Here is a 13,777-nt window from a genome sequence, read left to right on the forward strand (position 1 = left end):
GAGCTATGCTGTGAACATCTGTTTTCACGCATAGCCCCCTATCGCCTATGATCTATGGGCTGTTTCATATGTGATTAATTCCAACACCGAATGTCTCGTGCTCAAGACCTTTAATCGGCGCCCCGATTGTTCCGTAAAGCGAGACAGCAATCCAATCGCCTTCCGCTTCACTTTCATAAGGATTTCCCCTCAAAACAGCAAACCTCAAGCCCACCGTCCGAAGCAGTGATCCAAGCAGCATTTCACCTCTGGTCACGCCGTGCAAGGCCTCCATCGTCGCATGATAAAGCGCGTGTGACTCCCGATAACCCTCAGATTGAATGACACCGCTCTTTTTGGAAGCGGTTTCAATTGCGGCTACTACTTTATGCGCGTCCATTGATCCTACCTTGCCGAGACAGACCTTCCATCCATCTCGCTCCAGCTCCTCGACCTGTGTACGCTCTTCCGCCTCATTCAGCAACAGAAGAACAGACAGCCGTCCGATCCGACGCTCTTTGTGCAGTGTCATATGAATCACTCAATTCCTAAAAATTCTGATAACTATTAACTGAGTATTATATTAATTGGTTCAGCAGCAGAAGTCAAAAGGTTTTTTACAGTCTTTAACAAGTTAGATTGCTATTGTGATAGCGAGACGCAGACACGATATCCAGACAGGAGGCAAGCGCCGCTGTCTTACTCTCAATATGCATTTACTACGTCGTATTTTTCGCAAGGCATTTTCTAAAGAGCCAGCCAACTGCCTCAGGTGTTGACGGGCAATCAGCCATCATCTTAAAAAACGCCGACAACGAAATGGCTGTATCACAATCGATGCAAAACCTGACAAAGCAGTTATTACATGTACGCGAATGAAAACAGAGTGATGAAAGAAGGAGAAACAGCAAAAGAGTTGAACTATGAAGGAGAGGATATGCAAGCAGCAGTTCTGCGCAAGACTGACAGACATCAGTCTGACTATGTAAGAGAAATCACCTATCTGTTTGAATATGAAAACATTCGGCTGTTTTTAATAGGCGGGGTATTTTCATAGTGAAATGTAAGCGTTTAAAATTTAATAAAAAAGAGAGGCGAATTGTTTAGATGTTCAACCGATTGTTCCGTGTATGTTTTCTTGCAGCTCTTATCATGGCCTTCACCCTCCCAAACTCCGCCAATGCACAAAAACCTATATTTAAAGAAGTCAGCGTCCATGACCCTTCCATCATTGAAACAAACGGCACCTTGTATGTTTTTGGATCTCATCTCGCTTCAGCAAAAACAAATGACCTCATGCAATGGCAGCAGCTGACCACCAGCGTAAGCAATGACAACCCACTGATTCCGAATGTCTATAAAGAATTAAAAGAAACCTTCGAATGGGCGCAATCCGATACTCTTTGGGCGGCTGACGTCACGCAGCTGGCGGACGGCAAATACTACATGTACTACAACGCCTGCCGGGGCGACTCGCCTAGGTCCGCCATGGGTGTTGCCGTCGCTGACAACATCGAAGGGCCATACAAAAACAAAGGCATCTTTTTGAAATCAGGCATGGAAGGCACAAGCAGCGATGGAACCCCGTATGACGCAACTAAACACCCGAATGTCGTCGACCCGCATACCTTCTTTGATAAAGACGGCAAGCTGTGGATGGTGTACGGATCATACTCAGGCGGCATTTTCATACTTGAAATGAATCCGAAAACGGGCTTCCCGCTTCCTGGACAGGGATACGGGAAAAAACTGCTCGGCGGAAACCACAGCAGAATCGAAGGCCCGTATGTTCTCTACAATCCAGACACCCAATACTACTACTTATACCTGTCATTCGGCGGTCTCGATGCAACAGGCGGCTATAACATCCGTGTGGCCCGCTCCAAGAAACCGGACGGTCCTTACTATGATGCAGAAGGCAATCCAATGCTCGACGTCCGCGGCAAAGAAGGCACATTCTTCGACGACCGCTCCATCGAACCATATGGCGTCAAACTCATGGGCAGCTACACTTTTGAAACAGAAAATGAAAAAGGCACCGGGTATGTTTCACCAGGCCACAACTCCGCATACTATGACGAGAAAACCGGGCGTTCCTATTTAATCTTCCACACCCGCTTCCCGGGCAGAGGTGAAGAACACGAAGTCAGAGTCCACCAATTGTTCATGAACAAAGACGGCTGGCCGGTAGCAGCGCCATATCGTTACGCAGGCGAAACATTGAAAGAAGTAAAACAAAAAGACATCACAGGAACGTACAAACTCATCCAGCACGGAAAAGACATCTCAGCCGACATCAAAAAAACCATCAACATCCAGCTCAACAAAAACCACACCATTTCCGGGGAAATGACCGGAACATGGAAGAAAACCGGAAAAAATACAGCTGAGATCACATTAGCGGGCAAGAAGTATAACGGGGTATTTGTACGCCAGTGGGATTCGGTGAGAGAGAAGAACGTGATGACGTTTAGTGTGTTGAATGGCAGCGGTGAGGCTGTTTGGGGATCTAAATAAGATGGAGAAACGCCTTCGAGGGAAGGCGTTTTTTTATGATTATTATTGACTAATAGTAATAGTTAAGCACGAGGGGGGAATGTAAATGTTAGTGAGATGAAAGACCTGAACGAAAAGTCCCTGTTGTGATTATTAGCCCTCTTGTGAAATCGTAAAAACTGTATTTTTAGCAAATTAGAACCGCTATAACTCCCCATAAGACAAACCTTTTTACCTATTTATCCAATATGACCCATCATGTAATATGAAAATAGTCTGTATTGTAAAGAATTGACACAGTTTGATAGAAACACGAGGTGTTGCGGCGTGCATAGTGAAATGTTGTTACATTCGGTAAAAGCCGACTTACATGAAAAGCAGGAACAGATCCATCAATTAAAACGAGTGCTGCACGAAATTAGGCAAATCAAACACGATTTCTCTGAGGCTCAGCATCTCATTCACCGGCCTCATCTTAACCGAGAGGCATGGAGAGGAACACATGCGGAGCGGTTTGAAGATATTCGTGAAGGAATGAACAAAGCATATCAGCAAATCAAAAGCGATCAAGTAAGCGGAATCATCGAAAGCATTCAAGGCAAAATCCACTCATTAGAGAGCGATGTGTATTCCATCAGACACCAAATCACAAGGATAGAGCATGAAATAGAGATGGAAAAACATAAAAAGTGAGGTGAGCACAAATGGCACAGGAAATTAAAGTGGTCTATGGCACAGTGAAGCAAGGGCTTTCTCAGCTTAAGAATTCAGCTGAACTCAAATCCTCCTTGCCCGGTCATCTCTCAGGCAGAAACCATTTGAATGTTGTGAAGTCCATCGAGCAATTAAATGAGGATATCAAAGAGCTGACTGAAGCATATGCGTCTGTTCTGGCCAAGCATATTGCACAAACGGAAAGTGCAGTAAATGCCATGAAGGAAACGGATGAAAACATATCATCTTCCATGAAATAAAGCGCGGGAGGACAAGGGATTGAAAACATTAGATGTCCACGCTCTTCACGAGGGCATTCAGCATACGATTGAGAAACTGGACAAGCAAAAACAGCAGCTGGAGAAACTGGAAAAAAGCGTTGAGCATCTGGCAGGCATGAAGGATGCGCTAAAAGGAAAAGGTGGAGACGCCATCCGGACTTTTTTCGAGGAGTGTCACAAGCCTTTTCTCCTTTTCTTTGGCATGTTTATCGACGAATACAAAAAAGTGCTGAAACAAACACAGCATGCGATTGCCTCTGTAGAATCTGACTCTCACGGCATGATTGCGGAGGTTTTTCTCTCACACGATGCGAGACATGGGGTCAAGCATGCACGAGAAGTGACAGAGCAGCTCACAGACGCAGTCAATCGCCAGACATCAGCCATCGGCCACATCGTCAGCTTGCCGACAGTCAATGATACCTTTTTCCGTATGGAAACAGAACAGGCTGAGCGGCTGATTTCAGACACCCTGCATAAGCTCTTTCAATTTGACGGCCAGCAAACCCAAGCACTAGAAACCGCAAAATCAGATTTTCAAACGATGAAAAAATATATAGACCAGCTCGAAACCATGTACACCGGCCCGAAAATTGAAATCACAGGCTACAAAAGCGGCTCCATCCTGAAATCACAGGAAGAAGAAAACATCAACCAAACCTTCGGCGCGATTAACCCGCAAATGAAGCAGGCGGATGATTCACCGATGGAGATGATGCTGAAGAAGCTAGAGAAACATAAGCAGTCCAACGTTGATACTGTGATGAAGGATGGCAAACAACAGAAGATTGAGCGTGAGATTTATGGTGATGACAGTAACGTAACAGTTCTGCAGAAAGAAGCAGCAGCTCACCCGAAAGTCTATGGAGACATACGGGTGATAAATGATAAACTATATAATCATAAAGGATTAAAAAAGATAGATACGATAGAAGTGATTGACGAACTAACCCGCGATACTGCAAGCATCGACTACGTCGGCGGCAAATATTTTGTATATGCAAACGGCCAAATTGTGAGAGAATTCTACGCCGGAGGGAAAAAGCGGCTAGAAGAAGTGTCTTACATTCCAGAGGATAAAGTAGGCGGAGCTAAGCCACTTGATTCGTTTCTTGCGGAAACTCAATATGAATTTATTGAGTGGGTAAGCCCTCAGGGTGCTGTTAAAAAATTGGCGGTCCGAGGCGGGAAACGTGTTGTCACAGATGTTGCTAAACATGTAGCGGAGAAGGATATAAAGGGAGACGTAAAAAAGAAACCTTCTAAAGGCAGTGTTAATAGTAAGTGGTGGCATCCTGGATATGTAGATAATTTAAGCTCTTCCCAAACGGTTATAGGAATAAAGAATTCCCCTAAAGGTTTATCAACTCTTGGTAGCTCAACACGTCAGAATGCACTAGATGCAGGAAAAGGCTGGGTTGGTCAAGGAGCGGAAAAAATGTATGATAAAGCAGGAAATTTTTTAGGGTACAAAAGTGTAGATAAAATGAGAGCTTTCAGATTGCAATATAAACCAAAGGAAAAAATGTGGAGAGCGAACTTCACTGAAAATGAAATTACTGTTGTAGGATCAAAAACAGAATTAAGAAATGTACATGTTGATATTTTAGATTAAAAGGTGGGATATAATTATGTTAGAAATTAAAGCTTTAACTAAAGACTATGAAAATTGGGGTGAGGATGCTGATGATTTCTACGTTTCATTTGAACTTGACGTAGGATTGCCTGATATACCAGGTGCTTCTGATTTATTTACTTTTAATATTATTAGTCCTAAAAGATTGGATAAGATACTTGAAAGTACAAAAATTGAATTAGGTCATGGATATCTCATAATGAGAGATTTTAACATAAAAACTGTCAATTCTACTGTAGAGACTATCATGAATAAATGTAAAGACGATGACTATGATAAGTATATGAATAATTTAGCTCAATACTTTAAATTACAAGGATAACACCAAAAGAGTTGTTGGCTAGTCGCTTATAGTTATACTAAAAGAATATGAATATATCGGAACTGTAATCAATTTCGAATTTAATACACATGTTATATGATAAACAACTAGAGGTTTTTCATGTTAGAAGATATTCCTGGTTATAAAAATCTCACGTCATAACTATTTTAATTAAATGGTTTTCAGGACCCTCTGGTTTGCTTCCTAGTGAGTAGCTTTAGAAGTGTAGTGGTAACTGTTTTACCTTGATTGGCAAAGTGCCTTTCAAGGTTTTTTAATAAAAATAATCTTTTATAGCTAATTCATAAACCCTTTCTCCTTTTCTTTGGCATGTTTATCGACGAATACAAAAAAGTGCTGAAACAAACCCAGCAAGCGATTTCCTCTGTAGAATCTGACTCTCACGGCATGATTGCAGAGGCTTTTCTCTCACATGATGCGAGACATGGGGTCAAGCATGCACGAGAAGTGACAGAGCAACTCACAGACGCAGTCAATCGCCAGACATCAGTCATCGGCCACATCGTCAGCCTGCCTACAGTCAATGATTCCTTATAATTGAGAATACTTTTGGCGGAGAACATGAATGGTGGAATATGCATCCAGCAAAATTTCCTAACGAGCATCAAGCTGGGATTCATGGTACAGGCTCACCAGCAAATGAATTATTTAAAGGAGGCAAAAAAAAATGAGTTATAATTTTATAAAAGCAAACAAAGAAAATGATTTTTATCCAGTGAATCAAAGTGAGATTGAAGAGGTTGAAAAAAACTTAAACTTGAAATTACCTAATGAATTAGTGAATTTTTATTTAGAAGTTGGCTATGGGTTTATTAAAGGATCAGAGTTTAATACTAATCGCATTTTGGATCCATATTCTGTAAGAGACTTTCGATTGAGGATAAATGACTTTGAATTTTATCCTGACATAGAAATATATGATGAGTTTGAGAATGATAAATTAATATTTTTTGAAGGTAGTGAATCGGCATTAATGTCAATTGAATTAAATGATAATAATGAAAATCCGATTTACTATTATGATGTTCAAATTGCAACTTCTCTTACCGAGTTCTTAAGAAAAATAGAAGAGAATGATCAGTATTATCTTGATTTATTAGATGATGAATGATTTTAACATTATCCCATTACCGCTCCCTTAAAGGAGCGAAATGACATGTTATCGATCAATAAACAAGAGGACCCGGTTTTTCAATTTTTAGCTGGAACATTCCATCAGGATATTGAATCTCCCGATGACGCTTTACAAGAGTTATTAGCAGAGGAAAGTAAGAAATATTTGGAGGATGCTATTGTCTTTTTAACGGATTTTATAGAAAGTGAGCATTCAGACAATGAGAAAAATGAATACATTCAATCTTGCGCAGATGGCGTGTATTTTCCTGCGTTTAATTTAGAACCAATAGATTGGCTAAAGAATGTAATAGTGCAGATAAAGAAGTCTTTAATAAAATTTAAATGGTAACGATTCTTAACCTTGATTGGAAAAATGCCTTTCAAGGTTTTTAATCATTTTTTATTGAAGTTAATACTATGTTCAAATCTTTATGATTATTTTTGTCTAGGAACGATAGCCAACACCAAAAATGAAAGCGTTGACATCATCTGAATCTAGTGCTAAAGTATACCTACAAACAAATAAAACGACCCGTCAGGATTGTTACTGCGAAAGCAGGCAAAACCTAAATGGTGCAGGTGCAGGAGGAGACTCTCGCAATCTGCGTCATTTAGGTTTTTTTATTCTCATTTAGGAGGTGATGCGTTTTTTGATACAAAAAAAGCTGGTGAAAGGCGGCCACCTTTCATCCAGCAGTCCCCCCATAAAAAGGAGGTATACACATGGATTATGATAAATTATCGAAAGACATATTACAACTCGTAGGCGGGGAAGAAAATGTTCAGCGCGTGATTCACTGCATGACGAGACTGCGTTTTAATCTTTATGATAACGCGAAGGCGGATCGCAGTCAGCTGGAGCAGCTGCCGGGGGTGATGGGCACCAATATCAGCGGCGAGCAGTTTCAGATCATTATCGGAAACGATGTGCCGAAGGTGTATCAGGCAATTGTGCGGCACAGCAATCTCAGTGATGAAAAGAACGCTGGTTCATCCTCTCAGAAAAAGAATGTGCTGAGTGCGGTCTTTGATGTGATTTCTGGTGTGTTTACTCCGATTCTGCCTGCGATTGCGGGAGCGGGGATGATCAAAGGGCTTGTTGCGCTGGCAGTTACGTTTGGCTGGATGGCGGAGAAGAGCCAGGTTCATGTCATTTTAACGGCTGTCGGTGATGGCGCGTTCTACTTCCTGCCGCTCCTGCTTGCGATGAGTGCGGCGAGAAAGTTCGGGAGCAATCCGTACGTAGCGGCTGCCATTGCGGCGGCGATTCTGCATCCGGATTTAACAGCTCTGCTCGGTGCGGGGAAACCGATTTCCTTTATCGGGCTTCCTGTAACCGCTGCCACTTATTCGTCAACAGTCATTCCGATTTTGCTGGCGATTTGGATTGCTTCCTACGTGGAAAAATGGATTGACCGTTTTACACACTCGTCTCTCAAATTGATTGTGGTTCCGACGTTGACATTATTGATTGTCGTGCCGCTGACATTGATTACAGTTGGTCCGCTTGGCGCTATTTTAGGAGAATACTTGTCTTCTGGTGTCAATTATTTGTTTGATCATGCAGGGCTTGTGGCGATGATTTTGCTGGCGGGAACGTTCTCTTTAATCATCATGACGGGCATGCATTATGCCTTTGTGCCAATTATGATCAACAACATCGCTCAAAACGGACACGATTATTTACTGCCGGCTATGTTTTTGGCGAATATGGGGCAGGCCGGGGCATCATTTGCCGTCTTCCTTCGCTCCAGAAACAAAAAATTCAAATCACTCGCGCTTACCACGAGCATCACGGCGCTGATGGGGATCACAGAACCTGCGATGTACGGCGTGAATATGCGTTTGAAAAAGCCGTTTGCGGCCGCTTTGATTGGCGGTGCAGCAGGTGGCGCGTTTTACGGCATGACGGGTGTTGCTTCCTATATCGTCGGTGGAAATGCAGGACTGCCGAGCATCCCTGTCTTTATCGGGCCAACGTTTATTTACGCGATGATCGGTCTTGTGATTGCGTTTGCGGCGGGGACAGCAGCTGCGTATTTGCTTGGATTCGAGGATGTGTCTTCTGACGGCAGCCAGCAGCCGGCAGTGCATGAAGGCAGCGGAGAAATCATTCACAGCCCGATTAAGGGAGAAGTGAAAGCCTTAAGCGAAGTCAAAGATGGGGTGTTTTCTGCCGGGATCATGGGAAAAGGATTTGCCATTGAGCCTGAAGAAGGAGAAGTGGTTTCGCCTGTTCATGGAAGCGTTACCACCATTTTTAAAACAAAACACGCCATTGGCATTACGAGTGATCAGGGAGCTGAAATTCTCATACACATTGGATTGGACACCGTTAAGCTGGAGGGACAATGGTTCACGGCTCATGTCAAAGAAGGCGACAAGGTCGCACCGGGAGATCCGCTCGTATCCTTTGACCTGGAGCAAATCAAAGCCGCGGGATATGACATCATTACCCCGGTGATTGTGACCAATACAGACCAATATTCGTTTTCGCCGGTGAAAGAGATCGGTAAAGTGCAGACAAAAGAAGCGCTGCTTGCTTTATCTTAAAAAACTGATGGGGTGATCAATATGAGTTCAAATGCAAAACGATTTCCAGAAGGATTTTTATGGGGCGGCGCGGTTGCTGCCAACCAAGTGGAGGGTGCTTATAACGAGGGCGGTAAGGGGCTTTCGACAGCTGACGTATCGCCGAACGGCATCATGTCTCCATATGATGAATCAATGACTTCCTTGAATCTGTATCACAACGGGATTGACTTTTATCATCGTTATAAAGAGGATATCGCTTTGTTTGCAGAAATGGGATTTAAGGCGTTCCGCACATCGATTGCGTGGACGAGAATTTTTCCGAATGGCGATGAAGAGGAACCAAATGAAGCAGGACTCACATTTTATGATGATTTGTTTGATGAGCTGTTAAAGCATCATATTGAGCCTGTCGTAACCATCTCTCATTATGAAATGCCGCTCGGTTTAGTGAAGAAGTATGGCGGCTGGAAGAATCGCAAAGTCATAGAGTTTTATGAACGCTATGCCAAAACGGTTTTCAAACGCTATCAACACAAAGTGAAGTATTGGATGACGTTCAATGAAATTAACGTGGTGCTCCATGCGCCGTTTACGGGAGGCGGCCTTGTCTTTGAAGAAGGAGAAAACAAACGAAACGCGATGTACCAGGCGGCACACCACCAATTTGTCGCCAGTGCTCTCGCTGTCAAAGCGGGTCACGAGATCATCCCTGATTCGAAAATCGGCTGTATGATAGCGGCAACGACAACCTATCCGATGACCTCTAAGCCGGAAGATGTCTTCGCGGCAATGGAGAATGAGCGCAAAACACTATTCTTCTCAGATGTTCAGGCAAGAGGCGCGTACCCGGGATATATGAAACGCTATCTGGCAGAAAACAATATCGAAATTGAAATGGCTGAAGGCGATGAAGAGCTCTTGAAAGAACATACGGTAGATTACATTGGATTCAGCTACTACATGTCGATGGCGGCGAGCACTGATCCGGAAGAGCTTGCAAAATCAGGCGGCAACCTGCTGGGCGGAGTCAAAAACCCTTACCTGAAATCATCAGAATGGGGCTGGCAAATTGACCCAAAAGGCTTGCGCATTACGCTCAACACATTATACGACCGCTATCAGAAGCCGCTGTTCATTGTTGAAAACGGCTTGGGCGCCGTAGACAAAGTTGAGGATGACGGCACAATTCAGGACGATTACAGAATCAACTATCTGCGTGATCATTTAATTGAAGTGCGCGAAGCCATTGCGGACGGCGTTGAATTAATCGGATACACATCATGGGGGCCAATTGACCTTGTCAGCGCATCAACTGCGGAAATGAAAAAACGCTACGGCTTCATTTATGTGGACCGGGACAATGAAGGAAACGGAACATTAAACCGCATCAAGAAAAAAAGCTTCAACTGGTATCAGCAGGTCATCGCTACAAACGGAGAGAGTCTCTGACAACTTTTTGAAAACTCGTGCGCTTCAATTGACAATAACGAAAAGCAGGCGGACAATAAAAGAGAAAGATGAACCACCCACAGTCCGAAAGGCGGGAAGAGCATGTTTAACAAAATGTTAGTTGCGATTGACGGATCAGATATGAGTGAAAAAGCGCTTGATGCCGCAGTGCATTTGGCCAAAGAGCAGCAAGCGGAACTAAGCATTCTTCATGTGGGGAGAGAAGCCGTCGTCACGACTTCTTCTCTGACGGGAATTGTCTATGTGCCTGAACATTTTATTGATGAAATCAGGAACGAGGTTAAAAAAGAAGGCCTGAAAATCCTAGAGAACGCAAAAGAAAAAGCAGCCGATAACGGTGTTCAAGCTGAAATCATTTACGCGAATGGCGAGCCGGCACATGAAATACTAAATCATGCAAAAGAGAAAGGCGTCAGCCTGATCATCGTTGGCAGCCGGGGGATCAGCGGCCTGAAAGAAATGATGCTTGGAAGCGTCAGCCATAAAGTGTCTCAATTATCAACCTGCCCGGTTTTGATTGTTCGATAGATTTATTGAAAAAGCGCCCCTTGGGCGCTTTTTTTATTTATTAGAAAATGTAACTAATAATATATCTCGATGTGCACCATCTCTATTGGCAGTGCCGACCGGTGTAACCGCATGAAAGACCTTTTGCCCGAGAGCAAGTGTTTCAAGCGGGTCTGTCAGCCGCAGCACTTTATCAATTTGCTTAACAGACGGAGCAATTAAGTTATCTCCTCCGATAGCATCCTCGCTCAGCTGAAATAGATGGACGAAAACAAGCGGTTCATCGTCACGATGCAGCCAAATGGGTGAGCTGTATGAAGGCGCGTCAGGTGTCACTTGATATCTGACTTGGTGGAGCCCGACGATCACTTCTTTCTCCCAATCTACAAAATCGGTTTGGCGGGCCATTTCTACATTTGAATGTATCATTTGCCTCGTTACAGGATGCTGTAGAAACTCATCTGATATTTTTTCGAATTGTCTGACGATACCGCCATCATCATAATTATATTCTTTTGATTGGAAATATCCATTATCCGGATCTAATTCAAGAGTGTCGGAGTGAGGAGGCAAAATGTAGCGGGAATGCGCTCTGTAACGGCCGCCTCCTTTAGGATCAGCTTTCAAAGCGTCATATGTAAGCTGTAATTCGCGGACTGCGGCGTCTGTATTTTTTTGCCGGTAGAAATCTGCTGGAATATACGAATAGCCGTTTTCCTTTAAAAAAGAAGCATATTTAGAAATATCGGATCTCAACTCTTTTTGTACGTTTGAAACTTGAACCATATGAATCTCTCCTTAAAAAGTAGATGATTTTTTTAGTAATTTCCTGTATGATAGAAAATGTGGAAAATAGAGGATGTAGTGCAATGCTAAATTATTTGTAATATATTGTCAAATAATAATATTCAGATTATTACAAATTACCAAAATGAAAAAAGGCAGAATGTAAAATGATGAAAAAAAAGAATATAATGATCACTGGGGCAAATAGCGGAATCGGCTTTGCGGCAGTAAAGCAATTTCTAACAGAAGGCTTTCGAGTCGTTGGAGTGGATATTCAAACGAATAAAATGTCAGAATTTATAGTAAACAGTGAGTTTCAGATGGAAAAAGCAGACTTGTCTGATGTCCAGCAGGCGGAATCTTTGATGCCAAAACTTGAACAAAGCCGATTGATCCCGGATATTTTGATCAATGCAGCAGGGATAAGAGAAATCACCCCTGTTCTTGAATTATCGGCAGAATCATTCAAAAAGGTCATAGACATTAATCTCACGGCAGCCTTTATTCTTTCCCGAGATGCGGCAAGGCTGTGGTCAAAGCTGGGAAAACGAGGCTGTATAATCAACATCGCCTCTGTGTCCGGTCTGATGGCAGAGCCTGCGCGGGCTGCCTATGTGTCTTCCAAGCACGCGGTCATCGGACTGACGAAGCAGCTCGCTATGGAATTTGGATCAAAGGGGATCAGGGTGAATAGCATTTCACCGGGCGTGATCCAAACAGAATTAACGGAAGAGTATTTTCAAGACGATGAAATGGTTCAGCTGATCAAGGATAACCATGCCCTTCATACGTGGGGGCAGCCGAGTGATATTGTTTCCTGTATGAAGTATTTGGCTTCTGATGAGGCGCACTTTATTACAGGTTCAAACTTTGTCATAGACGGCGGCTGGACGGCCGGCAAGAAACTATAAAAAAGGGAAAAGCACCTTGCAGTTGGGGTGCTTTTCCCTATACATAACTGGAGGTAGAATACGCTTGATGCAGCAAGATCTCTCAATCACACCAAAACAAAAATCAACAGCCGTAATCAAAATGGTCATCTCTATGGTGATTTTCGGCTCCATCGGCTTTTTCTCAGAGCATACCAATCTGCCGTCATTTGAATTGGTCTTTGTCCGCTGCCTTTGCGCGACGCTATTTTTAAGCTTTTGCTGGCTGGCGTCCGGCCAATATAAAACCGAAAAGTGGAGAAAGAGAGACGTGCTGCAAACATTGGCGTGCGGTTTCTTTCTTGTATTCAACTGGGTGTTCTTATTTAAGTCTTTTGAAGAAACGTCCGTTACAATTGCTATCTCCGTTTATCACCTAGCACCGGTGCTTGTTCTTCTCCTGGGAAGCATCATCTACAGAGAGAGATTACATGTCATCTCCGTCAGCTCCATTATCATCTGTTTTCTGGGAACTGCGCTGATTTCCGGGATTAACGGCAATACTTCATTGACGCAGCTGATGGGATCAGGGATCATTTGGGCCGTTCTCGCCGCACTGTTTTATGCGTTCACCACTTTATTAGGAAAAGGCATTCAAAACCTCAGCCCTTACACGACCACCTTCCTGCAAACGGGTTTAGGAGTTATCATCCTGATTCCGTTTATTCACTTCGGCGCTTTTGCTGACCTGTCTCAGGGAAACTGGATTATGGTGGTATCTACCGGTATTATTCATACGGGTATTGTATATTTGTTGTTTTTTGACAGCTTGCGATTTTTATCAACGAAATTTATTTCAATCATTGTCTTTCTTGACCCCGCTGTCGCGATCGTGCTCGATACCGTCTTCACAGGTTTCCGCCCTGACCTCTATCAAACGCTCGGCATCGTGCTGATCTTTGCGGGCATGGCCTTGACGCTTGTCAGGAGGAAGGGGAAGGAGAATGTGGCAGCTGAAGGTACGGATATTGAACAAATCCAATAA

General features: G+C 43.4%; 14 protein-coding genes and 2 pseudogenes. 14 read left to right on the plus strand and 2 right to left on the minus strand.

The genetic code is table 11. From position 1 onward, the window contains the following. Positions 1–64 precede the first annotated feature (64 nt). Positions 65–511: a histidine utilization transcription antiterminator HutP gene (gene hutP, locus BFW96_RS01015; protein ID WP_069838380.1), complete on the minus strand. Its 447-nt coding sequence runs from the start codon at positions 509–511 to the stop codon at positions 65–67. Positions 512–798: 287 nt separating this feature from the next. Between hutP and BFW96_RS21355 the strand changes: the two are divergent. The 12 genes and pseudogenes from BFW96_RS21355 to BFW96_RS01075 form a co-directional block, all read left to right on the plus strand. Beyond that, positions 799–925 (plus strand): annotated as a pseudogene (locus BFW96_RS21355) (hypothetical protein); the annotation flags it as partial. 161 nt (positions 926–1,086) lie between these two features. Then, positions 1,087–2,496, plus strand: coding sequence for an arabinan endo-1,5-alpha-L-arabinosidase AbnB (abnB, locus tag BFW96_RS01025; RefSeq protein WP_069838381.1), 1,410 nt, complete (start codon positions 1,087–1,089; stop codon positions 2,494–2,496). Between the two features lie 306 nt (positions 2,497–2,802). After that, the gene (locus tag BFW96_RS01030) at positions 2,803–3,168 is read left to right on the plus strand and encodes a YwqH-like family protein (RefSeq protein WP_069838382.1); all 366 of its coding nucleotides are present in this window, start codon (positions 2,803–2,805) and stop codon (positions 3,166–3,168) included. Positions 3,169–3,179: 11 nt separating this feature from the next. Continuing rightward, entirely contained in the window at positions 3,180–3,449 is a 270-nt protein-coding gene (locus BFW96_RS01035) for a YwqI/YxiC family protein (protein ID WP_069838383.1), read from the plus strand. Positions 3,450–3,468: 19 nt separating this feature from the next. Then, entirely contained in the window at positions 3,469–5,085 is a 1,617-nt protein-coding gene (locus BFW96_RS01040) for a ribonuclease YeeF family protein (RefSeq protein WP_069838384.1), read from the plus strand. Between the two features lie 16 nt (positions 5,086–5,101). Further along, positions 5,102–5,428, plus strand: a complete 327-nt coding sequence (locus tag BFW96_RS01045) for an Imm8 family immunity protein (protein WP_014481380.1) — start codon at positions 5,102–5,104, stop codon at positions 5,426–5,428. Between the two features lie 303 nt (positions 5,429–5,731). After that, positions 5,732–5,980: pseudogene (locus tag BFW96_RS01050) on the plus strand (T7SS effector LXG polymorphic toxin); the annotation flags it as partial. Positions 5,981–6,116: 136 nt separating this feature from the next. Further along, complete coding sequence (gene yxxD / locus BFW96_RS01055) at positions 6,117–6,560, plus strand: type II toxin-antitoxin system antitoxin YxxD (RefSeq protein ID WP_069838386.1); 444 nt, start codon at positions 6,117–6,119, stop codon at positions 6,558–6,560. A 45-nt stretch (positions 6,561–6,605) separates the two neighbouring features. Then, positions 6,606–6,914, plus strand: coding sequence for a contact-dependent growth inhibition system immunity protein (locus tag BFW96_RS01060; protein WP_069838387.1), 309 nt, complete (start codon positions 6,606–6,608; stop codon positions 6,912–6,914). A gap of 374 nt (positions 6,915–7,288) precedes the next feature. Further along, positions 7,289–9,118 (plus strand): PTS beta-glucoside transporter subunit IIABC, encoded by a 1,830-nt coding sequence (gene bglP / locus BFW96_RS01065; protein ID WP_069838388.1) that lies wholly within the window; start codon positions 7,289–7,291, stop codon positions 9,116–9,118. 21 nt (positions 9,119–9,139) lie between these two features. Next, a complete protein-coding gene (bglH, locus tag BFW96_RS01070) occupies positions 9,140–10,549 on the plus strand; it encodes an aryl-phospho-beta-d-glucosidase (protein WP_069838389.1) in 1,410 nt (469 codons plus the stop codon). A 102-nt stretch (positions 10,550–10,651) separates the two neighbouring features. Beyond that, positions 10,652–11,098 (plus strand): universal stress protein, encoded by a 447-nt coding sequence (locus BFW96_RS01075; RefSeq protein ID WP_040081325.1) that lies wholly within the window; start codon positions 10,652–10,654, stop codon positions 11,096–11,098. Between the two features lie 33 nt (positions 11,099–11,131). Here BFW96_RS01075 and BFW96_RS01080 read toward each other — a convergent pair whose 3' ends face one another. Further along, positions 11,132–11,863 (minus strand): 2OG-Fe dioxygenase family protein, encoded by a 732-nt coding sequence (locus BFW96_RS01080; RefSeq protein ID WP_069838390.1) that lies wholly within the window; start codon positions 11,861–11,863, stop codon positions 11,132–11,134. Between the two features lie 167 nt (positions 11,864–12,030). On the opposite strand from BFW96_RS01080, the gene BFW96_RS01085 reads away from it, so the two are divergent. Further along, positions 12,031–12,774 (plus strand): SDR family NAD(P)-dependent oxidoreductase, encoded by a 744-nt coding sequence (locus BFW96_RS01085; RefSeq protein ID WP_069838391.1) that lies wholly within the window; start codon positions 12,031–12,033, stop codon positions 12,772–12,774. A 67-nt stretch (positions 12,775–12,841) separates the two neighbouring features. Further along, positions 12,842–13,777 carry a DMT family transporter gene (locus BFW96_RS01090; protein WP_069838392.1) on the plus strand — a complete coding sequence of 312 codons (936 nt, stop codon included), beginning with the start codon at positions 12,842–12,844 and terminating at the stop codon, positions 13,775–13,777.

Source organism: Bacillus sp. F56 (genome assembly GCF_001748205.1).
In the GTDB taxonomy this organism is placed as follows: Bacteria; Bacillota; Bacilli; order Bacillales; family Bacillaceae; genus Bacillus; species Bacillus stercoris.